The sequence below is a fragment of the Agromyces albus genome, assembly GCF_030815405.1.
In the GTDB taxonomy this organism is placed as follows: domain Bacteria; phylum Actinomycetota; class Actinomycetes; order Actinomycetales; family Microbacteriaceae; genus Agromyces; species Agromyces albus_A.
Genome location: NZ_JAUSWX010000001.1, coordinates 941,829 through 963,093, shown reverse-complemented (window position 1 = coordinate 963,093; position 21,265 = coordinate 941,829). Strand labels below are relative to the sequence as shown.

Sequence of the window (21,265 nt, the reverse complement as noted above, 5' to 3'; positions counted from 1 at the left end):
GCGCGGTCACAGTGCGCGCGGAATCTCCAGCCAGAGCTCGACCTCGAGATCGTCGGTGTCGACTCCGGATGACTCGACTCCCGAATCGCGCAGGCCCACGACGGTGACCGCCACGGGCGAGCCCTCTGCAGCGGTACGCGCGATGATGCGATCGGCGTTCGAGCCGGCGACGGCTTCGGCGAGCCGCGAGAGCACCCGATCGCGCGCCGCTTCGTCGAGATCGTCGATTCCACCCTCGTCGAGCAGGTTGACGGTGATGCCGCGCTCCCGGGCGCGCTGCACCTCGGCACGGACGCCGTCGGTCAGCAGCATCCGTCCGCGGATCTCGTCGCGGATCGCCGCCTCGAGCATGCGGCACTCGCGCCGCTGTTCCTCGGTGAGCGCGCCGTTGCGATCGGCGATACGGCGCAGCATCGGCGCGGCGATCCGGTTGGTCTGCGCGAGGCGCATCCGGCCCTCGAAGAGGTGCGCGTCCTGCGCCGCCTGCCAGGCCGCCGCCTCACGCTCGGCCTGCGCGTACCGCCGGGTCTCCCGCGCGGCGTTCGTGAGGGCCGTCGTGAGCATGTGCGCGGTCGCGACCCAGACGATGCTGCCGATGACACCCAGGCCGCCGAGCGAGAGCGGGCCGGCCCACACCACGCTCTGCATCGCGAGAGCGACCACCCCGATCCAGGCCACGATGAGCTGGCGCCTCGCAGCGGCGATGGTCATGAGCGTGCCCACAGCGGCGACGTACCACGTCGCATACCCGTTCTCGCCGCGAGGGTCCAGCTGGCTCGTCGCGAGGAGTGGCAGCACGATGCAGATGGCGAGGTCGAAGGCGGCGAGCCAGTCGGGCATCCGAAGCCGCTGGGCGGGCCAGAGGCTCAGCACGGTCGCGATCGAGTAGAGCATGAGCGCCGCCACCGCCGGCCACGGCGACTTCGGGGTGCCGAGCGAGTAGGCGCCGAGCACCACGTGGTACGTCGAGAACATGGCCCCGAGCACGAGGAGCAGCCAGCGAGGGACGGAGATCATGCGCGGTCCCCCTCGATACCCGCGGGCCAGGCGAGGGTCACGGTCGTGCCATGCCCGATGCGGGAGACGATCTCGGCCGTGCCGCCCGCGTTCGCGATGCGCTCCTCGATGGAGACGCGAAGTCCGAGCCGTTCGCCGGTCACGTGGGCGGGATCGAAGCCGCTTCCGTTGTCGGAGATCTCGATGACGCATCCGCTCGCCCGGACTCCGCGGATGCGGACCTCTCGACGAGTCGAGCGCCCCGGCTCATCGGCGTGCTGGAGGCTGTTGACCATGGCCTGCACCGAGGCGGTATAGAGGGCCTCGACGGCTTCGACCGGCAGCTCGACGCCGCCGGCGTTCACGACACGCACGGTGAACGGCGTCGAGAGCGTCGTGAGCGCCGCGCGAAGGCGCCGAACCAGGACCGGCAGCCCGATGCGGTCGAGTACCCGTGGTCGTGTGGCCCCCGCCTCGTCGAGGCGCTGCACGGCGTCGCGGGCCATTCGCGCGGCAAGCGCCTGCTCCTGGCTGGAATCGGCCGCCGCCGCGGAGAGCAGCGTCGTGAGCACGCTGTCGTGCACGAGCGCGTCGATCTTCACCCGCTCGCTCTCCGTCGCGTGCTGGCGCGCCGCGAGGTCGTAGCGCTGCAGCGCCGCCTCCTGCGCCGAGTCGACGGCCTCGGCGGCCTGCCGGAGCATCGTGACGATGATGAGCACCACGACGCCGAGGATCACGGCGTACATCGCGTCGAGCACGGCGAGCAGCGGGCCGGCCTCGCCGCCGGCGGGCAGGAGCCGGATGCCGCCGTAGATCGCCGGCACGAGGACGGTGTACACCGTGGCCCACACCGCGGGGACGGCGACGACGGCCGCGGTCGTCGCCACGGTGCACACGTAGTAGAGCCAGGGCGCGCTCTCCTCGATTACCCGGGGATCCGCGACGAGGAACGGCCACGCGAACAGCGCCGCCACGTAGAGGCCGGCGAAGGCCAGGCACGCGGTGCGCACCGCGACCTTCGTGACGGTCGCCACGGCGAGCGCCACGATGGCGCCGTACAGCACGGCCATGAGGGCGGGGCCGGCGCCCTCGACGAGCGCCGACGACTGCTGGATCGCGAGCGGCAGCGTCTGCGCTCCGAAGACGAGGCCCAACAGGCCGAGCGCACGCGACGAGATCGTCTCGACCTGCGCCCTCGTGACGGCGGCTCTGCGGCGCGGCGCGAGGCGCGTCACGCGCCAGTCAGCGGCGGGCATCCCCGCCTTCGATGTCGAGCCCTGGCAGGATGCCGTCTTCGACCGCGCGGCGCAGGAGGTCGACCTTCGTCGGCGCGGGCCGCCCGACCTCCACGTACTTCGCGCGGATCCGATCGAGGTATTCGCGCGCCGTGGAGTGCGCGATGCCGAGCTGCATGGCGACGAGCTTGAGCGGGAGCCCGGAGGCATAGAGATGCAGCACGTCGCGCTCACGGCGACCGAGCTGCGCCTTCGCGAAGTCACGGTCGGCCTCGATGGCGCTCGCCCACTCGACGTTGTTCAACACCTCGCCGCGGGCGACGACGGCGATCGAGGCGATGACCGACGACATCGGCGATGCCTTGGGGATGACCCCGGCCGCACCGGCCGCGAGCGACTCACGCACGGCGGCGACCCGGTCGGCGATGCTGTGCACGAGAACGCCGCTGCCGGTGGCGAGCACCGCGCGAACGTTCTCGGTGACTGACGAACCATCGCCGAGCGACAGGTCGAGCACCACGACATCGCAAGCGCTGCCGTCGAGTGCCTCGAGCAGTTCGGGCACGTTCGCCGTGTCGGCCACGACGTCGTAGCCCGCGGCCTGGCAGGCTGCACGGAGCCCGAGCCGCACCGCCTCATGATCGTCGACGATCGCGACCGTAGCCGTTTCCCCCGGTGCTCGCCCCACTCCGCCCGTCACGCGGCCCCCTTGTCCATGAGTCACACGATAGCGCCCAGTCGCGCGACCGACTCCACGTGGTGCGTATTCGGGAAAAGATCGAAGGCGCGAAGGGCCTGGAGCTCGTATCCGCGTTCACGGAGCAGTCCGACGTCACGCGCGAGCGCGACGGGGTCGCACGCGACGTAGACGAGCTGACGCGGCCGCAGGGCGGCGAGCCGGTCGACGACCGCTCGCCCCGCTCCCGATCGCGGCGGGTCGAGCACGATCGTCGCGTCGCGGAGCCGCGCGCGTTCCGCGGCGGACGCCTTCTCGTCGAGCTCGTCGAGGTAGCGGTCGACCCGAGCCGTGACCGCGCGGGCGCCGACCCAGTCGGCGAGGTTCGCGCCGGCGTGCTCGGTGGCACGCGCATCGGACTCGACCGTCGTGATGCGCACGGTCTCGCCGAACCGATCGCCGACCGCCGCGGCGAGCAGTCCCACGCCGCCGTAGAGGTCGTGGTTGGCCGCGCGGGGGTCGAACAGGTCGCCATCGATGAGCTCCTGCACCGCACGGGAGAGGGTCGCCGCGGCGCCCGTGTGCACCTGCCAGAAGCCGTCGCGGTCGAGGCGGAAGGCCCGGTCGCCGACACGTTCCTCGATGGTCGGGCGGTCGCCGCGCGGCATCCGCTCGTCGCCGACGACCACGAGGGACGGATCACCCACGCTCGGTGCGATGAGGTCGATCGCCCGCGCGCCTGGGAACCGCTCGCCGAGCGGCGCGAGGGCGGCGAACGCGGGCACGGCGAGCGGCAGTGACGCCACGGGCACCACGGTGTGGCTGCGCGCCGCGTAGGGGCCGACAGTGCCGTCTGGGGCCACATGCAGTCGCACGCGGGTGCGCCATCCCGTGCCCTCGTCGATCGAGACGACGGGCGCGAGCGCCGGGTCGACCGGCTCGACCTCGACCGCATGCTCGACGCCGCCCATGCGGGCGAGCGCGTCGCGCAGCACCTCGGCCTTGAGCGCGCGCTGCCGCGGCATCCGGATGTGCCCGAACTCGCCGCCGCCGGCGCGCTTCTCGGGAGCGCGGTCGACGGATGCCTCGGGCCACACGTGCTCGCGCCGATCGTCCGATGCCGTCAGCACCTCGACCGTCTCGGCGCGCCAGTACCGGTCGCGCCCCTGGTCGACGACGCGCGCCACGACCCGCTCGCCGGGGATCGCATCGGCGACGAACACCACGCGGCCCTCGTGGTGCGCCACGAACACTCCGCCGTGCGCGACCCGCTCGATCTCGAGCTCGATGACGGGTCCGTCGGTCACCGGCGCCTTCGGGGCAGGACGGGCGGACGTGGGCCGGCGGGCGCCGGGGCGTCGGGGGCGACGAGACTGAGCCATGCCTCGAGCATTTCACAGGGCGGCGGAGACCGGCAGGATGGGAGCATGCGCCTGTACCTCGCCTCGACGTCCCCCGCCCGGCTCCAGACGCTCCGATCGGCCGGCATCGAGCCGGTCGCGGTGCCGCCCGGTGTCGACGAGGAGGCGCTCGTCGAAGCCCACGAGGCGGCATCCGGCCCGCTCGACGCGCCCGAGATGGTGCAGCTCCTCGCGAGGGCGAAGGCCGAGGCGCTCATCGGAGCCGAGCCGGGTGGCGAGCCCCTCGACGGGCTCATCCTCGGCGGGGACTCGGCGTTCCTGACGGGCGGTCGAATCCACGGGAAGCCGCATCGTCCCGACGTCGCACGGGAGCGCTGGCACGCCCAGAACGGCGGGCACGGCCAGCTCTGGTCGGGGCATTGGCTCATCGACCACCGGGGCGGCGAGGTCCACGGCGCGGTCGGGAGAGCGGATGTCGCGACGGTGCGATTCGCCGCGCTCGACGACAGCGAGATCGACGCGTACGTCGACACGGGCGAGCCGCTCCTCGTCGCCGGCGCGTTCACGATCGACAGTCTCGGCGGGCCGTTCATCCGCTCGGTCGAGGGCGACCCGTCGACCGTCGTGGGACTCTCGCTCTCGACGCTCCGCGACCTCGTGCGAGAGCTGGGCTTCGCGTGGCCTGACCTGTGGAACCGCGGCTGACCCGGACCGCACTCGCGCAGCGGTGAGGCGGGGCTTGTCGACGCCCGCAAGGGTCGATGCTGTTTGTTGTGGAAGACATCCAAGATGCGCCATCTCCCCGAGCAATAGGCTTGGGCATTATGCCGCGCATCACCAAGGTCCTCATCGCCAACCGTGGCGAGATCGCCGTCCGCGTCATCCGAGCCGCCCGTGACGCCGGCATCGGATCGGTCGCCGTCTATGCCGACCAGGATCGCGACGCGCGGCACTCGAAGCTCGCCGACGAGGCGTACGCCCTCGACGGCACGACGAGTGCCGACACCTACCTCGTCATCGACAAGCTGCTCTCGATCGCCCGGCGGTCGGGCGCCGACGCCGTGCACCCGGGCTACGGCTTCCTCGCCGAGAACTCCGAGTTCGCTCGCGCCGTCATCGACGCCGGCCTCATCTGGATCGGCCCGTCGCCCGAGGCGATCGAGCGCCTCGGCGACAAGGTGTCGGCACGGCACGTCGCCGAGAAGGTTGGCGCGCCCCTCGCGCCGGGCACGCTGAACCCCGTGGCGGATGCCTCGGAGGTGCTCGACTTCGTCGACGTGCACGGCCTGCCCGTGGCCATCAAGGCGGCGTTCGGCGGCGGCGGCCGCGGCCTCAAGGTCGCCCGTACTCGCGAGGAGGTGCCCGAGCTCTTCGATTCGGCCACTCGCGAGGCCGTCGCGGCCTTCGGTCGCGGCGAGTGCTTCGTCGAGAAGTACCTCGACAAGCCCCGCCACGTCGAGACCCAGTGCCTCGCCGACGTGAACGGCAACGTCGTCGTCGTCTCCACTCGCGACTGCTCGCTGCAGCGCCGTCACCAGAAGCTCGTCGAGGAGGCCCCGGCGCCGTTCCTCACCGAGGAGCAGAACCGCGCCCTCTACGAATCGTCGAAGGCGATCCTCCGCGAGGTCGGATACGTCGGCGCCGGCACGTGCGAGTTCCTCATCGGGCAAGACGGAACGGTCTCCTTCCTCGAGGTCAACACGCGGCTGCAGGTGGAGCACCCGGTCTCCGAGGAGGTCACGGGCATCGACCTCGTTCGCGAGCAGTTCCGTCTCGCCGAGGGCGGCACGATCGACTACAGCGACCCGGTCCCGTCGGGGCACTCGATCGAGTTCCGCATCAATGGTGAAGACCCGGGGCGCAACTTCCTCCCCTCCCCCGGCCCCGTGCACGTGCTGCGCTTCCCCGGCGGCCCCGGCGTGCGCGTCGACTCCGGCGTCACGACCGGCGACGAGATCTCCGGCGCATTCGACTCGCTGCTCGCCAAGCTCATCGTCACGGGCTCGAGCCGCAGGGACGCGATCGAGCGCGCCCGCCGCGCCCTCGACGAGTTCGAGGTCGCCGGACTGCCGACCGTGCTGCCCTTCCACCGCGACATCGTGCGGAACCCGGCGTTCGCGCCCGAGGGCGACGAGCCGTTCACGGTGTACACGCGCTGGATCGAGACCGAGTACGACAACCGCATCGAGCCGTGGTCGGGTGAGCTCCACGAGTCGACCGGACCCGCGGCGCGCACGAGCGTCGTCGTCGAGGTCGGCGGTCGGCGCATCGAGGTCAGCCTGCCGAAGCGGCTCTCGGGCGGGGCATCCGTCACCCAGGCCGCCGGGCCCGCTCCCCGTCGACACACCGCCTCGCACGGGGTCGCCACGGCGACGGGCAACGCCGTGAAGGCGCCGATGCAGGCGACCATCGTGAAGGTCGCCGTCGCCGAGGGCGACAAGGTCGTCAAGGGCGACCTCGTGCTCGTACTCGAGGCGATGAAGATGGAACAGCCGATCCTCGCCCACAAAGACGGCGTCATCGGCGTCGTGAACGCCGAACCCGGTGCCACCGTCTCGAGTGGCCACCTGCTGCTCGCGATCAACGACGCCTGACCGAGCGCTGTTCCGACCACGCCGGACGGCAGGGAAGACGCACGGGCGTCCTAGACGTGCCCGATGCCGAAGTTCCAGGGGGCGAGGATGACACTCGTCACGGATGGGTCGGGGTCGCCGCCCCATTCGTGTACCGCGACGGCGTTCGCGTTGGCGTACTTCCAGTAGGTGTCGTCCCACTCGGAGTACATGCGTTCTCCGATCTCTGGCCCGGTCTCGGCGGGAAAACTGTTGTACCCGGTCTCGTGCCAGTCCTCGCCGAGCTCTTCGGCGAATGCCTGAAGGTCATCGCCGGGACGGAACCCCTGGACCGTGGAAACGCTGATCCCGTTCGCGATGACCGGGTGCGTGAAGCTGACGGTCACGTTCATGTCCGACGAGTACTCCTCGGGCTCATGGTCGTCCGCGACGGCGAGTCCTGGCCACGTGTATCTCGTCGAAGGAAACCATTCGTGACCGCCTGGCCGTTCCTCGACAGCGGGATCGCCACCGAGCACCTGACTCAGCGTGTCGACGAAGACCTCGGCGTCCGCATCGTAGGAAAGTGTCGCCACCACGTCGCCACGTGCGTTCTCGAGATCGAGCTGCTCGGGCCGCACCGTGAGGTGGACGACCGCGACGTCCACCGGCGCGGGGTCGGGCGCTGCGATCGGAGCGGCCGTTGCAGGCGGCGGGGTTGCGGGGCCGGCCGACACGGTCGGCCCGGGCGACTGAGTCGGCGGCGGCGTCGGGTCAGGTGCGGCCACGCACCCCGCAAGGAGCAGTGTTGCGACCGCGGTGACGACCGCAGTCAAGGTAGTGCGACCTCGCATGTTTGCCTTCTCGTCTTCGTCGCCCGGATACGGGTGAGACGACGGTAGCCCATGGAACGCCCTGGGACGGGCGCCTTCGCGCTCGGTATCACGTGTCGGCATGTACAGCCGCCCGGACGCCATCGAGAACGGCCCTTTCGAACGGTGGAGGAACCTCAGCGCACCACGTGCATCGCGCGCGCAGCATCGGTGAGCGAGCCGCTCAGCGACGGGTACACCGGGAACGCCTCGGCGAACTGGTCGACCGTGAGCCGGTGCTCGACGGCGAGGGCGAGCGGGAAGATGAGCTCGGAGGCCTTCGGGGCGACGATGACGCCGCCGATGATCGCACCCGAGCCGTTCGACGCGAAGAGCTTCACGAAGCCGTCACGGATGCCCATCATCTTCGCGCGCGGGTTCGACGAGAGCGGCAGCTTGTAGACGACACCGGGAACCACGCCCTCCTCGATGTCGTTCTGGGTCCAGCCGACCGTCGCGATCTCGGGCTGCGTGAAGATGTTCGAGGTGATGTTGCGCTCCTCGGGAGGGTCGACGATGTCGCCCATCGCGTGGAAGACCGCGGTGCGCCCCTGCATCGACGCCACCGAGGCGAGCGGAAGGAATGTCGTGCAGTCGCCCGCCGCGTAGATGTTGGGGATCGACGTGCGGGCGACGCGGTTCACCCGGATGTGACCGCTGTCGGACAGCTGCACGCCCGCCGCCTCGAGCCCGATGTCGGTCGTGTTCGGCACCGACCCGACGGCCATGAGGCAATGGCTGCCACGCACCTCGCGACCGTCGGAGAGCGTCGCGAGGACCCCGTCGCCATCGCGCACGACGGATGCCGCGCGCGTCTTGTTGAGCACCTTCATGCCGTTGCGCTTGAAGACCTTCTCGATGACGGTCGCTGCATCGGCATCCGAACCGGGCAGCACCTGATCGCGACTCGAGATGAGCGTGACCTTCGCGCCGAGCGCGCGGTAGGCGGAGGCGAACTCTGCGCCCGTGACGCCCGACCCCACGACGATGAGGTGCTCGGGAATCCGCTCCAGGTCGTAGAGCTGGGTCCAGGTCAGGATGCGCTCCCCGTCGGGCACCGCCGTCGGCAGGATGCGCGGCGTCGCGCCCACCGAGAGCACGAGCGTGTCGGCCTCGATGCGGTCGAAGTCGGTGCCGCCCTTCGCCGTCGAGACGATGATCGCATTCGTGCCGTCGAGCCGGCCCTCGCCCTGCACGAGGCGCACGCCCGCATCGATGAGGTTCGAACGCATGTCTTCGGACTGCTGGGCGGCGAGCCCGAGCAGGCGCTTGTTGACGGCCGCGAGGTTGATCGCGACCTCGGGTCGCACGGGCTTGTCGGCCGTGCCCTTGGCGTAGAACTGCACGCCGAGGTCGCCGGCCTCCTTCACCGCGTTCGAGGCCTCGGCGGTCGCGATGAGCGACTTCGAGGGCACGACGTCGGTGAGCACCGCAGAGCCGCCGACCCCCGCCCGTTCGACCAGGGTGACCTCCGCCCCGAGCTGGGCGGCCGCGAGGGCGGCCTCGTATCCGCCGGGTCCTCCACCGAGGACGGCGATTCGTTGGGTGCGCTCGAACTCGTAGGCCATGGTCACATTCTGTCGTGGGCGCGAAGGCCCGGCAAAACGAGCAGCGACGCGTTGCGGCATCCGTGCCTCATTAGAGTGGTGTGATGCACGATGCCAACCCGCTCGACGACCCGACCGCAGACCCCTTCGCCATCGCCGCCGAGGCGGCCGCGATGATCGCCGAACTGACCGGCGTCGAACGCCACGACGTCGCCCTCACGCTCGGCAGCGGCTGGGGCCGTGCGGCCGAGCTCATCGGCGAGACGACGCACACGATCGCGGCATCCGAGGTACCGGGCTTCTCGAAGCCAGCGCTCGAGGGCCACGTCGGCACCCTGCGTTCGGTACTGCTGCCGAATGGGAAGCGCGCCCTCGTCATCGGGGCACGCACGCACTACTACGAGGGCCACGGGGTGCGACGGGTCGTGCATTCGGTGCGCACCGCCGCGGCGACCGGCGCGTCGACGATGATCCTCACGAACGGCGCCGGCGGCATCAAGCCGCACTGGAAGCCCGGCACGCCCGTGCTCATCAGCGACCACATCAACCTCACGGGCGACTCTCCGCTCGAGGGCGCGACCTTCATCGACCTCACCGACCTGTACTCGACGCGGCTGCGCGACCTCGCGCGCACGATCGATCCGAGCCTCGACGAGGGCGTGTACTGCCAGTTCCGCGGGCCGCACTACGAGACGCCCGCCGAGGTGCAGATGGCGAAGGTGATCGGCGGCCACATCGTCGGCATGTCGACTGCGCTCGAGGCGATCGCAGCGAGACAGACTGGCATGGAGGTGCTCGGCATGTCGCTCATCACCAACCTCGCGGCCGGCATCCAGCTGACCCCGCTGAGCCATGAAGAGGTGCTCGAGGCGGGTCGCGACGCCGAGCCCGTGATCAGCCGGCTGCTCGCACAGATCGTTGCGGCACTGTAGGGCGAGCGGATGTCGCAGATGAACGCCGCCGACACGACACGCCTCGCCCTCGCCGAAGCGTGGATCGCCCAAGACCCCGACCCCGAGACCCGGGTCGAGCTCGCCGCACTCGTCGAGGGTGCCCGCGCGGGCGACGCCGAGGCATCCGCAGAGCTCGCGGACCGCTTCGACTCGAGGCTCGCGTTCGGCACCGCCGGCCTCCGCGGCGCGATCGCGGCCGGACCCAACCGCATGAACCGGGTGCTCGTGTCGCAAGCCGCCGCCGGGCTCGCCGCGTACCTCGTCGAGCACGCCGAACCGGGCACCTCGCCCTCGGTCGTCATCGGATACGACGGCCGCAAGAACTCCGACGTCTTCGCGCGCGACTCGGCGGAGATCATGGCGGGCGCGGGCGTGCGCGCGATCCTCCTGCCGAGGCTCCTGCCGACTCCCGTGCTCGCCTTCGCGGTGCGCCACCTGGGCGTCTCGGCGGGCGTCATGGTGACGGCATCGCACAACCCGCCGAACGACAACGGCTACAAGGTGTACCTCGGCGGCGAGCACCACGGTTCGCAGATCGTCGCACCGGCCGACGCCGAGATCGCCGCGCACATCCTGCAGGTCGCGGCGACGTCGCCCGTCGACACGCTGCCGCGCGCTGCATTCGCGACCGCCCCCGAGTCGATCGTCGACGAGTACGTCCGGCAGACGGCCGCCGTGGCTGTACGCCCCACGACGCAACCGCGCGTCGTGTACACGGCGCTGCACGGCGTCGGCTGGGAGACGATGTCGCGAGTGCTCGAGGTCGCCGGATTCGATGGCCCTGCACTCGTCGAGGCGCAGATCGACCCCGACGAGACGTTCCCCACCGTCTCGTTCCCGAACCCCGAAGAGCCCGGGGCGATGGACCTCAGCTTCGAGCGCGCGCGCGAGGTCGGCGCCGATCTCATCATCGCGAACGACCCCGACGCGGATCGCCTCGCGATCGCGATCCCCGATGCCGCAGAATCCCACGGCTATCGACGGCTCACCGGAAACGAGGTCGGCCTCATCCTAGGCTGGCAGGCCGCGGAGCGCGCTGCGGCGGTGGCGGGCGACTCCGGCCCGAACGGCGCGCTCGCGTGCTCGATCGTGTCCTCCCCCGGACTCGAGGCGATCGCCCGTGCGTTCGACCTCGACTTCGAGTCGACGCTCACCGGCTTCAAGTGGATCTCCCGCGCACCCGGCCTCGTCTTCGGGTTCGAGGAGGCACTCGGCTATCTCGTGAACCCAGAGACCGTGCGCGACAAAGACGGCATCTCCGCTGCCCTCGCGTTCCTCTCGCTCACCGCCGAGTTGCAAGCGGCCGGCCGCACGGTCGCCGACCACCTCGATGAGTTCATCGAGCGGTTCGGATGCTTCGCCTCATCGCAGCTCTCGCTGCGCGTCACCGACCTCGCTCGCATCGGGGAGATCATGGCTCGCCTCCGCGCAGCTCCGCCGGCATCGGTGGGGGGCATCCGCGTCGAGCGCATCGAGGACCTGAGCGACGGCTTCGGCGACCTCCCGCCCTCCGACGTGCTGCGCCTCGTGCTCGAGGGCGGAGCCCGGGTGATGGTGCGACCCAGCGGCACCGAGCCGAAGCTCAAGGTGTACATCGACGCCGTCTCCGATGTGGGGTCGGTCGGGGATCGCCGCGCCGCGGCATCCGCTGCCGTCGACCGTCTCGAGCACGGCATGCGGGAGCTCACGGCCTGACGGTCGCCGGGCTCAGCTGAGCTCGACTGCTCGGCCGAGCTCCACGGGCGAGAACGGGCTCAGCCGAGCGACTCCTCGAGCTTCGTGCCGATCTCGTCGACGTCGAAGTAGTTCTGCACCTCGATGATCTCGGCGAAGCTCCGGCCGATCGCCTTGCGCACCGCTGCGGCGAGCTCGGTCGACGTCAGGATGACCTGCGCGTCGGCAGCGGCATCGGCGACCCCCGCGAGGTCGCTCGCGCTGACGTCGGCCGTGAGCCCGAGCCGGGAGAGGGCGCGCTCGGCATTCACCTTGAGGATGGCCGACGTGCCGATGCCGACCCCGCAGACCGCGACGATCCTCACGAGCCGGCTCCTGCCTCGTCGTCGATGCCGAGGATCGAGCGCACCTCGGCCGCGGACGACGCCGCTGCCACGCGGGCGACGATTCCGCTGTCGTTGAAAGCGTTCGCGAGCTTGGCGACGGATGCCACGTGCTCGTCGGCGTTCGACACCGCAAGACCCACGACGACCGCGACGGGGTCGTTGTGCGGATGCCCGAACGGCACCGCCTCGGCGAGCGTCACGATGGCGAGTCCTTCCCGGCGCACGTCGGGGCCGGGACGTGCGTGCGCGAGGGCGAGCCCTGGCGCGATCACGACGTAGGCGCCGAACTCCTCGATGACCGCGATCATGCGGTCGGCGTACTCCTCCCGCGTGGCACCCGAGCGGGTGAGGGCTCGGCCCGCCTCGCGGACGGCCGCGCGCCAATCGTCGACACGCGCGCCGAGCACGACGGCCGTGTCGGGAAGCGACGGGATGGTCATGGTGGATCCGTTCGGAGGCGGAGGAGGAGGCACGTGCCGTGCCTCGGCGGGTCAGGCTTCGTCGAACCCGTCTTCGATGAGCTCGACGAGCTCTTCGCGGTCGTCGAGCGGCAGGAACGCGGATGCCGCGGCATTCAGCTGGAACGTCTCGAGGTCGTCGAGGTCGTACCCGAACGCGTCGCTGAGGAGCGCGAGCTCGCGGCTGAGCGAGGTGCCGCTCTGCAGCCGGTTGTCGGTGTTGACCGTGACGCGGAACCCGAGCTGGTAGAGCAGGTCGAACGGGTGGTCGACGAGTTCGTCGCCCCACGCGGCGATCGCGCCGGTCTGCAGGTTCGAGGACGGGCTCGTCTCGAGCGCGATCTCGCGATCACGCACCCATCGCGCGGTCGCGCCGAGCGAGACGTAGGTGTTGTCGTCGTCTTGCCGCTCGATCGTGAGGTCTTCGGCGATGCGAACGCCGTGACCGAGGCGGAGCGCTCGACCGTCGAAGAGCGCGCTGCGGATCGACTCGAGGCCGTCTGCCTCGCCTGCATGCACGGTGACCGGGAAGAACTGCGTCGCGAGGTAGTCGAAGGCAGTGCGGTGCCGGCTCGGCAGGAAGCCCGCTTCGGCGCCCGCGATGTCGAACCCGACCACGCCACGCTCGCGGTGGCGCACCGCGAGCTCGGCGATCTCGAGGCTGCGGTCGGCATGCCGCATGGCGGTGACGAGCTGGCCGGCCCGGATGACGTGGCCCTGGTGCAGCGCGTCGTCGATGCCCTGCTCGATGCCCGCCTGCACCGCCTCGACGACCTCGTCGAGGCTCAGGCCGCGCGTGAGGTGCTGCTCGGGCGCCCAGCGGATCTCGCCGTAGATCACGCCGTCGGCGGCAAGGTCTTGCACGAACTCGCGCGCCACGCGACTGAGACCGGCGCGCGTCTGCATCACGGCGGTCGTGAGGTCGAAGGTCTTCAGGTACTCGACGAGCGAGCCGGAGTTCGACTGTTCGGCGAACCACGCTCCGAGCGACTCGGCGTCGGTGGCCGGCACCTCGAGGCCGAGCTCGTCGGCGAGCTCGAGGAGGGTCTGCGGACGCAGTCCGCCATCGAGGTGGTCGTGCAGCGAGATCTTCGGCAGTGCCTGGATGCTCGTGCCATCGCCTTCGAGGCGGTACTCGGTCGGAATCGTGTTCACGAGTCAACGATAGCGGCGCGCTCGCCGCGAAGTCTCGGCAATCTCGAAGCTCGTCGGCCCCGATCGGCGCACATTCCGGCGCGGTTTCGACTATACGATCGGGGCCGCACGGCGACCATGCTCATCGGCCGATGCGGTCGGCGATGAGGGGTCCGCCATCGTCGATCGGGTCGCCGGCATCGCCGATCCGCCACGCGCCCTCGACCGCTTCGAGCGCCCGTGCAAACCGAGCGGGCTCGTCGGCGTACAGCGTGAACAGCGGCGCGCCGGCACGCACCTCGTCGCCGGGTTTGGCGTGCAGGTCGATGCCGGCGGCGTGATGCACCGGATCTTCCTTGCGGGCGCGGCCCGCGCCGAGGCGCCATGCGGCGATGCCGAACGGCAGGGCCACCTGGGCGACGAGCACGCCGTCGCGGTCGGCCGTCACGACGTGCTGTTCCCGAGCGACGGGAAGCGTTGCGCCGGGATCGCCGCCCTGCGCCTCGATCGCCCGGCGCCACGTGTCCATCGCCCGGCCGTCGTCGAGCGCTGCTTCGACGTCGGCGTCGGGCTGGCCGGCGAGCGCGAGCATCTCGCGCGCGAGCGCGACCGTGAGCTCGCGGACATCCGACGGTCCGCCGCCGGCGAGCACCTCGACCGATTCGCGCACCTCGTTGGCGTTGCCGATCGTGAGCCCGAGCGGCACGTTCATGTTCGTGATGAGCGCGGAGGTCGCGACGCCGGCGTCTTCGCCGAGCTCGACCATCGTGCGCGCCAGTTCGCGCGAACGCTCGATGTCTTGCAGGAAGGCACCCGAGCCGAACTTGACGTCGAGCACGAGCGCGCCCGTGCCCTCGGCGATCTTCTTCGACATGATCGACGACGCGATGAGCGGGATGGCCTCGACGGTGCCCGTGATGTCGCGCAGTGCGTAGAGCTTCTTGTCGGCGGGCGCGAGCCCGGGGCCCGCGGCGCAGATGACGCCGCCCACGTCGCGCAGCTGCGCGAACATCTCGTCGTTCGTGAGGTCGGCGCGCCAGCCGGGGATCGACTCGAGCTTGTCGAGTGTGCCGCCCGTGTGCCCGAGCCCTCGCCCGGACAGCTGCGGCACGGCGACGCCGAACGATGCCACGAGGGGCATGAGCGGCAGCGTGATCTTGTCGCCGACCCCGCCCGTGGAGTGCTTGTCGCTCGTCGGCTTGCCGAGGCCGGAGAAGTCCATGCGCTCGCCCGAGGCGATCATCGCCATGGTCATGTCCTTGATCTCGCGTCGGGACATGCCGTTCAGGAAGATCGCCATGGTCATCGCCGACATCTGCTCGTCGGCGACGTAGCCGCGGGTGTACGCGTCGATCAGCCAGTCGATCTCGACGGTGTCGAGCTCACGACCGTCGCGCTTCGCCCGAATGAGGTCGACGGCGTCGAACGCCTCGATCGCGCTCACGCGCCCGCTCCGCGGAACTCGGCGAGCTGGCGCGGCCCGAAGGCGTCGGGCAGCACCTCGTCGATCGTCTTGATGCCGGAGACGGTCTCGAGGAGCATCCCCTCGGCCGAGTGCTCGTAGAGCAGCTGGCGGCAGCGGCCGCACGGCATGAGCACCGAGCCGTGGCCGTCGACGCAGGTGAACGCCACGAGCTTGCCGCCGCCCGACATGACGAGCGCGGAGACGAGCGAGCACTCGGCGCACAGGGTCACGCCGTAGGAGGCGTTCTCGACATTGCATCCGCTCACGACCCGGCCGTCGTCGGCGATCGCCGCCGCACCGACGGGGAACTCCGAGTAGGGCACGTAGGCCTTCGCCATCGCTTCTCGGGCACGCGCGCGCAGCGCCTGCCAATCGATCGAATCCGTAGCGGTCATGGTGCTCCCCCGTTCAGGACTTGATATACGGTTTGCCGGCCGCAGCGGGGCCGCGCACCTTGCCGACGAGTCCGGCGACCGCGAAGATCGTGACGACGTACGGCAGCATGAGCATGAACTCGCTCGGCACCGGTGAGCCGATGACCGAGAGCGTGTTCTGCAGGTTGGAGGCGAACCCGAACAGCAACGCGGCGAGGGTGGCCTTGATCGGGTCCCATTGCCCGAAGATCACGGCCGCGAGCGCGATGAAGCCGGCGCCGGCGGTCATCTCCTTGTTGAAGGCGATGCCCGACCCGATCGTGAAGAAGGTGCCGCCGAGGCCGGCGATCGAACCGGCGAGGGCGACGTTCCAGAAGCGCGTGCGGTTGACCTTGATCCCGACGGTGTCGGCCGCCTGCGGGTGCTCGCCCACCGCGCGAAGCCGGAGGCCCCATCTCGTGTAGAAGAGCCCGAAGAAGACCAGGGCGACGGCGATGTACATGAGGTACACGACGAGCGTCTGGCGGAAGAGCACCGGCCCGATGATCGGGATCTCACTGAGCACCGGGATCGGGAGCCGATCGAAGCGCTGGGCGGTGCTGTTGAGCACGGCAGCGTTCGGCGTGAGCACTTGCGAATAGAAGAAGCTCGTGAGACCGATGATGAGCACGTTGAGCACGACACCGACGATGACCTGGTCGACGAAGTACTTGATCGCGAATACCGCGAGCACCATTCCGACGAGCATTCCGGCGATCATCGCGGCGACGAGCCCCAGCAGCACCTGGCCGGTCAGCGACGCGACGACCGCTGCGGTGAAGGCGCCGGCGAGCAACTGACCCTCGATCGCGATGTTGATGACGCCGACTCGTTCTCCGATCACGCCCGAGAGCGAGCCGAAGATGAGCGGAACCGCGAGGCTGAGGGTGCCGAAGAGGAGACCGATGACGGGGATGGTCGACCCGGCCGCCGCCCAGGTCAGGAACCCGACCATGAACAGGATGGCGAACACCACGATGAGCCAGAGCGGCACCCGGCGCTTCGTCGCCACGAGGCTGATCGAGTAGGCGGTCGCGAGCACGAGCAACGCGACGATGACCCACAGGGTCGCGAGCGAGGGCGCGGAGAGCTCGGGCAGTTGGATGACGTCGGACGGGGTCGAGAGCCGGAATGTCGTCACTCCCTCGCGAGGCGCGAAGACGGCGAGGGCGAGGGCGCCGAGGGTGAAGGCGGCGAAGGCGATCGGCGCCTTCCAGCTGGTGACGACCGTGGTCGGCAGGATGACGACCTCTGACGCCGGGGCGGGCTGCTGCACGGTCTGGCTCATTTCGCCTCCACCTCCTTCGAGACGAGCGGTCGCGGTCTGCGCGGACCACCCGGAGCCGGGAGGCGGAAGATCGTTCGCACGAGCGGCGGCGCCGCGATGAAGAGCACGATGAGCGACTGCACGACGAGCACGATCTCGATCGGCACGCCCTCGGCGGCCTGCATCGAGAACCCGCCGGCCTTGAACGCTCCGAACAGGATGCCGGCGATGAAGATGCCCCATGGCCGCGAACGGCCGAGCAGCGCCACGGTGATGGCATCGAAGCCGATTCCGGCGTCAATGCCCGCCGTGAATCCGGTGGTGACGGTGCCGAGCACCTGGCTCACGCCCGCGAGGCCGAGGAGCGCGCCGGCGATGAGCATCGCATAGACGTACATCGCCTTCACGTTGATGCCGGCGGCTCGCGCTGCATTCGGGTTCTCGCCGACGGCGCGGAACCGGAAGCCGAGGCTCGAGCGCGTGAGGATCCACCAGACGACGACCGTGGCGATGATGACGAGGATGAAGCCGAAGTGCAGGTTGTACTGCGGCCCCAGCAGCTCGGGGAAGATCGCCGTCTCCTTCATGGCCGGCGTCTTCGGATTGCTCGACCCCGGAGCCTGGAGCAGGCCGGGGGTACGCAGCATCCACGAGACGAGGTAGAAGGCGACGTAGTTGAGCATGATCGTGACGATCACCTCGTGTGCGCCGGTTCGCGCCTTCAGAAGCCCGGCGACGCCCGCCCAGAGCGCGCCCCCCACGAGGCCGCCGATGAGGGCGACGATCATGTGCAGGCCCCACGGCAGATCGAAGCCGAAGCCGATCCAGCCGGCCACGGATGCCGCGATGAGCATCTGGCCGCGCCCGCCGATGTTGAACATGCCCACGCGGAACGCGAGCCCCACGCCGAGACCACCGGCGATGAGCGGCGTCGCGAAGGTGAGGGTCTCGGTGAGCGGACGAATGCCCGCGATGAAGTCATCGCGGCGGAAGTTGTAGATCGAGCCCTGGAAGAGCGCCGCGTACGCTCCTGACACTGAGTCCCAGATCGCGAGCAGCATGTCGGACGGACGCGAGAAGAAGTACGCACTCGCCTCCTGCACCCGCTCGTCGGTGAAGGCGATCATGATCGCGCCGACGATGAGGGCCAGCACGACGGCGAGCACCGAGATGATCGCGTTGCCCGTGACGATCTGCTGGAACGTCGTGTGCCAGCGCGACGGCGGCTCGACGTCGGTCGGGCCGGCGGCCGGAGGGGCTGTGCCGCCCGGTCCCATCGCGGCGGCGCGTGCGCTCTCGCGCGCGGTTCCCGCCGTGGGCGACGACGCAGCCGGCTCTTCGATCGCGACATCGGCGTCGGTGTCGTGAGCGCCGGTCGCATCGCCGCGGGGCTCCTGGGGGTCGCTCATGCGGCGGCTCCTTCTGCGGGGACTTCCCCCGCCATCATGAGGCCGAGCACATCGCGGGGAGTGTTGCCCGGGACGATGCCGACGATGCTGCCGCGATACATGACCATGATCCGGTCGGCGAGCGCGGTGACCTCATCGAGCTCTGTGGAGACGACGACCACCGGCACCCCGGAGTCGCGCGCCTCGACGATGCGCTTGTGGATGAACTCGATGGAGCCGACGTCGACGCCGCGAGTCGGCTGGGCGGCGACGAGCAGGCGGAGCTCACGGCTGAGCTCACGCGCGAGCACCACCTTCTGCTGGTTGCCGCCGGAGAGCTGGCGCACCTTCTCGTCGATGCCCTGCGTGCGCACGTCGAACTCCGCGACCTTCTCGCGAGCGAAGTCGTCGAGCACGCCGCGCTGGATGCTGCCGGCCCTGATGAACGGTGCACCCTCGCTGCGATCGAGCATGAGGTTCTCGGCGATCGTGAACTCGCCGATGAGGCCGTCTTCGGTGCGGTCTTCGGGAACGAACCCGACACCCGCATCGAGGATCTTGCGGACGCTCGCGCTGCTGAGCTCGATGCCGTCGAGGTTGATCGAGCCGCGGACCCGCGGCTGGAGGCCGACGAGCGCCTCGGTGAGCTCGGTCTGGCCGTTGCCCTGCACGCCGGCGACGGCGAGGATCTCGCCACGGCGCACGGTGAAGCTCACGTCGTTCACGACGAGGTGCCCGACGGGGTCGATGACCGTGAGGCCTTCCACCACGAGCGCCGGATCGCCGAGCTTCGGCTCCTCTTTGTGCACCGTGAGCTCGACCGCGCGGCCGACCATGAGTGAGGCGAGCTCGGCGTTCGTCGCGGTGGGCGCGGCTTCGCCGACGACCTTGCCGAGCCGGATCACGGTGATGCGATCGGCGACCTCTCGCACCTCGCGGAGCTTGTGGGTGATGAAGACGATCGACGTGCCCGACTGCTTGAGCTGGCGCATGATGCCCATGAGCTCGTCGGTCTCCTGCGGTGTGAGCACCGCGGTCGGCTCGTCGAAGACGAGCACGCGCGCGTCTCGAGACAGCGCCTTGATGATCTCGACCCGCTGCTGCACGCCGACCGGCAGGTTGTCGACGAGCGCGTCGGGGTCGACGTGGAAGCCGAAGCGCTCGGAGATCTCGCGCACCTTGGCGCGTGCAGTGGGGAGGTCGAGCACGCCCCCGGCCTTGGTCGACTCGTTGCCGAGCATGACGTTCTCGGCGACGGTGAAGACCGGGATGAGCATGAAGTGCTGGTGCACCATGCCGATGCCGGCGGCCATGGCATCGCCGGGACCGGCGAAGTGCTGCACCTCGCCATCGAGGAGCACCTCGCCGGAGTCGGCCTGGTAGAGGCCGTAGAGCACGTTCATGAGCGTCGACTTGCCTGCGCCGTTCTCACCGAGGAGGGCGTGGATCTCTCCGGCCTCGACGGTGAGATCGATGTGGTCGTTGGCGACCAAGCTGCCGAATCGCTTCGTGATGCCGCGAAGTTCGAGCTTCATGTCACCGATCCTACTGAGGTGGCTGCATCCGCTGGAGATGCTGCGCGAATGTTGGTGGGCCACGGCTGCCGCATGCTCAGATGTTGTCGAGCCTGCAGGGATGCGCACCCGCGGGAGATGCAGTCGGGGAGGCCGGCGTGCGCCGACCTCCCCGACTCAGTGCGCCTGGCCGTTACTCGGCGAGGTAGGACGTGACCTCGATGTCGCCCGCGATGATCGCGGCCTTGAGGTCGTCGAGCTCGCCCTGGAGCTCGGCGGGGACCTTCGACTCGAAGTCGTGGAACGGCGCGATGCCGACGCCCTCGTTCTCGAGCGTTCCCACGAACGGCGTCGTGTCGAACTCGTCGTTGCCCGCGGCGAGCACGGCGTCGTAGGTGCCGACGTCGATGCCCTTGAGGATCGACGTGAGCATCAGGTCGGCGACCGAGGGATCGGTCTCGGTGAAGTCGGCGTCGACACCGATCATCGCGATCTCGCGACCGGCCTCACGAATCGCAGCGGCGGCCGATTGGTAGATCGGGCCACCGACGGGGAGCAACACGTCGACGTTCTGGTCGATGAGGCCCTGCGCCGTGTTGCGTGCGGTGTCGTTCGCCTCGAAGCCGCCCGTGAAGACGCCGTCCTGCGCAGCCGGGTCCCATCCGAGGACCTTGACGGCCGTGCCCTTCTCGGTGTTGTGGTACTCGACGCCCTGGGCGAAGCCGTCCATGAAGATCGAGACCGTCGGGAAGTTCATACCGCCGAAGGTGCCGACGACGCCGGTCTTCGAGTAGGCCGCCGCTGCGTAGCCGGCGAGGAATGCCGCCTGGGCGGTGTCGAAGATGATCGGCTTGATGTTCGGGGCGTCGATCTCACCGTCGAAGTCGTTGTCGGCGGCGTCGTCGATGATGACGAAGTTGATGTCGGGGTTGGCCGTCGCCGCCTCGACCGTCGCAGCGGAGAGCGCGAAGCCGACCGTGACGATGACGTTGCAGCCCTGGTCGACGAGGCTCGTGATGTTCGGCGCATAGTCGGTCTCGGACTCGGACTGCACTTCGGTGAGCTCGACGCCGAGTTCGTCGGCGGCCCTCGTCGCGCCCTCGAATCCGAGCTGGTTGAAGGACTTGTCGTCGAAGCCGCCGGCATCGGAGACCATGCAGGGCAGGAAGTCGAGCGCCTCACCCTCGTCGCCGCCATTCTCCTCAGGAGCGGCTGCGCATCCGGCGAGCAGCACGGCTGCGCCGAACATCGCGAGACCGCCGAGTGCGGCCTTCTTGATCGTGACCTTCACTGTGTCCTCCAAAGACTGCGCCCCGACCGTTGCGAGGCTCGTGCAGTCACGTTACCGAATGTTGCAACGGTCTCAGGGGGCGT

At 69.8% G+C, this 21,265-nt stretch carries 19 protein-coding genes; 4 read left to right on the top strand and 15 right to left on the bottom strand.

The annotated features are described in order from the left end of the window. Window positions 1-6: 6 nt before the first annotated feature. The 4 genes from QFZ29_RS04455 to QFZ29_RS04440 are packed head-to-tail and all read right to left on the bottom strand — an operon-like array spanning window position 7 to window position 4,214. The gene (locus tag QFZ29_RS04455; protein ID WP_306893033.1) at window positions 7-1,017 is read right to left on the bottom strand and encodes a hypothetical protein; all 1,011 of its coding nucleotides are present in this window, start codon (window positions 1,015-1,017) and stop codon (window positions 7-9) included. Then, the gene (locus tag QFZ29_RS04450) at window positions 1,014-2,252 is read right to left on the bottom strand and encodes a sensor histidine kinase (protein WP_306893032.1); all 1,239 of its coding nucleotides are present in this window, start codon (window positions 2,250-2,252) and stop codon (window positions 1,014-1,016) included. The genes QFZ29_RS04455 and QFZ29_RS04450 overlap by 4 nt, the downstream gene beginning before the upstream one ends. Further along, window positions 2,239-2,931: a response regulator transcription factor gene (locus QFZ29_RS04445; RefSeq protein WP_306893031.1), complete on the bottom strand. Its 693-nt coding sequence runs from the start codon at window positions 2,929-2,931 to the stop codon at window positions 2,239-2,241. Before QFZ29_RS04445 ends, QFZ29_RS04450 begins: the two co-directional genes overlap by 14 nt. 20 nt (window positions 2,932-2,951) lie before the next feature. After that, on the bottom strand, window positions 2,952-4,214 hold the full coding sequence (locus QFZ29_RS04440; protein WP_306893030.1) for a class I SAM-dependent RNA methyltransferase: 1,263 nt from the start codon (window positions 4,212-4,214) through the stop codon (window positions 2,952-2,954). A gap of 120 nt (window positions 4,215-4,334) precedes the next feature. Between QFZ29_RS04440 and QFZ29_RS04435 the strand changes: the two genes are divergently transcribed. Together QFZ29_RS04435 and QFZ29_RS04430 are read left to right on the top strand one after the other, a co-directional pair. Then, on the top strand, window positions 4,335-4,973 hold the full coding sequence (locus tag QFZ29_RS04435) for a Maf family protein (protein ID WP_306893029.1): 639 nt from the start codon (window positions 4,335-4,337) through the stop codon (window positions 4,971-4,973). Window positions 4,974-5,092: 119 nt separating this feature from the next. Next, a complete protein-coding gene (locus QFZ29_RS04430; RefSeq protein ID WP_306893028.1) occupies window positions 5,093-6,862 on the top strand; it encodes an acetyl/propionyl/methylcrotonyl-CoA carboxylase subunit alpha in 1,770 nt (589 codons plus the stop codon). Window positions 6,863-6,912: 50 nt separating this feature from the next. Here the strand turns inward: QFZ29_RS04430 and QFZ29_RS04425 are convergent, their stop codons facing one another. Beyond that, on the bottom strand, window positions 6,913-7,674 hold the full coding sequence (locus QFZ29_RS04425; protein ID WP_306893027.1) for a hypothetical protein: 762 nt from the start codon (window positions 7,672-7,674) through the stop codon (window positions 6,913-6,915). A 155-nt stretch (window positions 7,675-7,829) separates the two neighbouring features. Further along, window positions 7,830-9,260 (bottom strand): NAD(P)H-quinone dehydrogenase, encoded by a 1,431-nt coding sequence (locus tag QFZ29_RS04420; protein ID WP_306893026.1) that lies wholly within the window; start codon window positions 9,258-9,260, stop codon window positions 7,830-7,832. 83 nt (window positions 9,261-9,343) lie between these two features. Here QFZ29_RS04420 and QFZ29_RS04415 point away from each other — a divergent pair, with 83 nt between their 5' ends. Both QFZ29_RS04415 and QFZ29_RS04410 read left to right on the top strand, forming a co-directional pair. Beyond that, complete coding sequence (locus QFZ29_RS04415; protein WP_306893025.1) at window positions 9,344-10,171, top strand: purine-nucleoside phosphorylase; 828 nt, start codon at window positions 9,344-9,346, stop codon at window positions 10,169-10,171. Between the two features lie 18 nt (window positions 10,172-10,189). Beyond that, complete coding sequence (locus tag QFZ29_RS04410; protein ID WP_306896596.1) at window positions 10,190-11,887, top strand: phospho-sugar mutase; 1,698 nt, start codon at window positions 10,190-10,192, stop codon at window positions 11,885-11,887. A gap of 59 nt (window positions 11,888-11,946) precedes the next feature. Here the strand turns inward: QFZ29_RS04410 and QFZ29_RS04405 are convergent, their stop codons facing one another. The 9 genes from QFZ29_RS04405 to QFZ29_RS04365 all read right to left on the bottom strand — a co-directional run bounded on the left by QFZ29_RS04405 (window position 11,947) and on the right by QFZ29_RS04365 (window position 21,182). Continuing rightward, window positions 11,947-12,231, bottom strand: coding sequence for a PTS sugar transporter subunit IIB (locus tag QFZ29_RS04405; RefSeq protein ID WP_306893024.1), 285 nt, complete (start codon window positions 12,229-12,231; stop codon window positions 11,947-11,949). Next, window positions 12,228-12,692 carry a PTS sugar transporter subunit IIA gene (locus tag QFZ29_RS04400; RefSeq protein ID WP_306893023.1) on the bottom strand — a complete coding sequence of 155 codons (465 nt, stop codon included), beginning with the start codon at window positions 12,690-12,692 and terminating at the stop codon, window positions 12,228-12,230. The genes QFZ29_RS04405 and QFZ29_RS04400 overlap by 4 nt, the downstream gene beginning before the upstream one ends. Window positions 12,693-12,743: 51 nt before the next feature. After that, entirely contained in the window at window positions 12,744-13,865 is a 1,122-nt protein-coding gene (locus QFZ29_RS04395) for an adenosine deaminase (protein WP_306893022.1), read from the bottom strand. A gap of 121 nt (window positions 13,866-13,986) precedes the next feature. After that, the gene (locus QFZ29_RS04390; RefSeq protein WP_306893021.1) at window positions 13,987-15,288 is read right to left on the bottom strand and encodes a thymidine phosphorylase; all 1,302 of its coding nucleotides are present in this window, start codon (window positions 15,286-15,288) and stop codon (window positions 13,987-13,989) included. Continuing rightward, window positions 15,285-15,704, bottom strand: a complete 420-nt coding sequence (locus QFZ29_RS04385) for a cytidine deaminase (RefSeq protein ID WP_129519923.1) — start codon at window positions 15,702-15,704, stop codon at window positions 15,285-15,287. The genes QFZ29_RS04390 and QFZ29_RS04385 overlap by 4 nt, the downstream gene beginning before the upstream one ends. A 13-nt stretch (window positions 15,705-15,717) precedes the next feature. Beyond that, window positions 15,718-17,010, bottom strand: a complete 1,293-nt coding sequence (locus tag QFZ29_RS04380; protein WP_306893020.1) for an ABC transporter permease — start codon at window positions 17,008-17,010, stop codon at window positions 15,718-15,720. After that, window positions 17,007-18,398: an ABC transporter permease gene (locus tag QFZ29_RS04375; RefSeq protein WP_373426182.1), complete on the bottom strand. Its 1,392-nt coding sequence runs from the start codon at window positions 18,396-18,398 to the stop codon at window positions 17,007-17,009. Before QFZ29_RS04375 ends, QFZ29_RS04380 begins: the two co-directional genes overlap by 4 nt. Beyond that, on the bottom strand, window positions 18,395-19,912 hold the full coding sequence (locus QFZ29_RS04370; protein WP_306893019.1) for an ABC transporter ATP-binding protein: 1,518 nt from the start codon (window positions 19,910-19,912) through the stop codon (window positions 18,395-18,397). Before QFZ29_RS04370 ends, QFZ29_RS04375 begins: the two co-directional genes overlap by 4 nt. Before the next feature lie 172 nt (window positions 19,913-20,084). Next, window positions 20,085-21,182, bottom strand: a complete 1,098-nt coding sequence (locus tag QFZ29_RS04365) for a BMP family lipoprotein (protein WP_306893018.1) — start codon at window positions 21,180-21,182, stop codon at window positions 20,085-20,087. Window positions 21,183-21,265 lie beyond the last annotated feature (83 nt).

Bases quoted from the DNA above. Each gene is read 5' to 3' on its own strand.
- QFZ29_RS04455 (WP_306893033.1), bottom strand. From the start codon at position 1,017: ATGATCTCCGTCCCTCGCTGGCTGCTCCTCGTGCTCGGGGCCATGTTC.
- QFZ29_RS04450 (WP_306893032.1), bottom strand. From the start codon at position 2,252: ATGCCCGCCGCTGACTGGCGCGTGACGCGCCTCGCGCCGCGCCGCAGA.
- QFZ29_RS04435 (WP_306893029.1), top strand. From the start codon at position 4,335: ATGCGCCTGTACCTCGCCTCGACGTCCCCCGCCCGGCTCCAGACGCTC.
- QFZ29_RS04430 (WP_306893028.1), top strand. From the start codon at position 5,093: ATGCCGCGCATCACCAAGGTCCTCATCGCCAACCGTGGCGAGATCGCC.
- QFZ29_RS04425 (WP_306893027.1), bottom strand. From the start codon at position 7,674: ATGCGAGGTCGCACTACCTTGACTGCGGTCGTCACCGCGGTCGCAACA.
- QFZ29_RS04420 (WP_306893026.1), bottom strand. From the start codon at position 9,260: ATGGCCTACGAGTTCGAGCGCACCCAACGAATCGCCGTCCTCGGTGGA.
- QFZ29_RS04415 (WP_306893025.1), top strand. From the start codon at position 9,344: ATGCACGATGCCAACCCGCTCGACGACCCGACCGCAGACCCCTTCGCC.
- QFZ29_RS04410 (WP_306896596.1), top strand. From the start codon at position 10,190: ATGAACGCCGCCGACACGACACGCCTCGCCCTCGCCGAAGCGTGGATC.
- QFZ29_RS04400 (WP_306893023.1), bottom strand. From the start codon at position 12,692: ATGACCATCCCGTCGCTTCCCGACACGGCCGTCGTGCTCGGCGCGCGT.
- QFZ29_RS04385 (WP_129519923.1), bottom strand. From the start codon at position 15,704: ATGACCGCTACGGATTCGATCGATTGGCAGGCGCTGCGCGCGCGTGCC.
- QFZ29_RS04380 (WP_306893020.1), bottom strand. From the start codon at position 17,010: ATGAGCCAGACCGTGCAGCAGCCCGCCCCGGCGTCAGAGGTCGTCATC.
- QFZ29_RS04375 (WP_373426182.1), bottom strand. From the start codon at position 18,398: ATGAGCGACCCCCAGGAGCCCCGCGGCGATGCGACCGGCGCTCACGAC.
- QFZ29_RS04370 (WP_306893019.1), bottom strand. From the start codon at position 19,912: ATGAAGCTCGAACTTCGCGGCATCACGAAGCGATTCGGCAGCTTGGTC.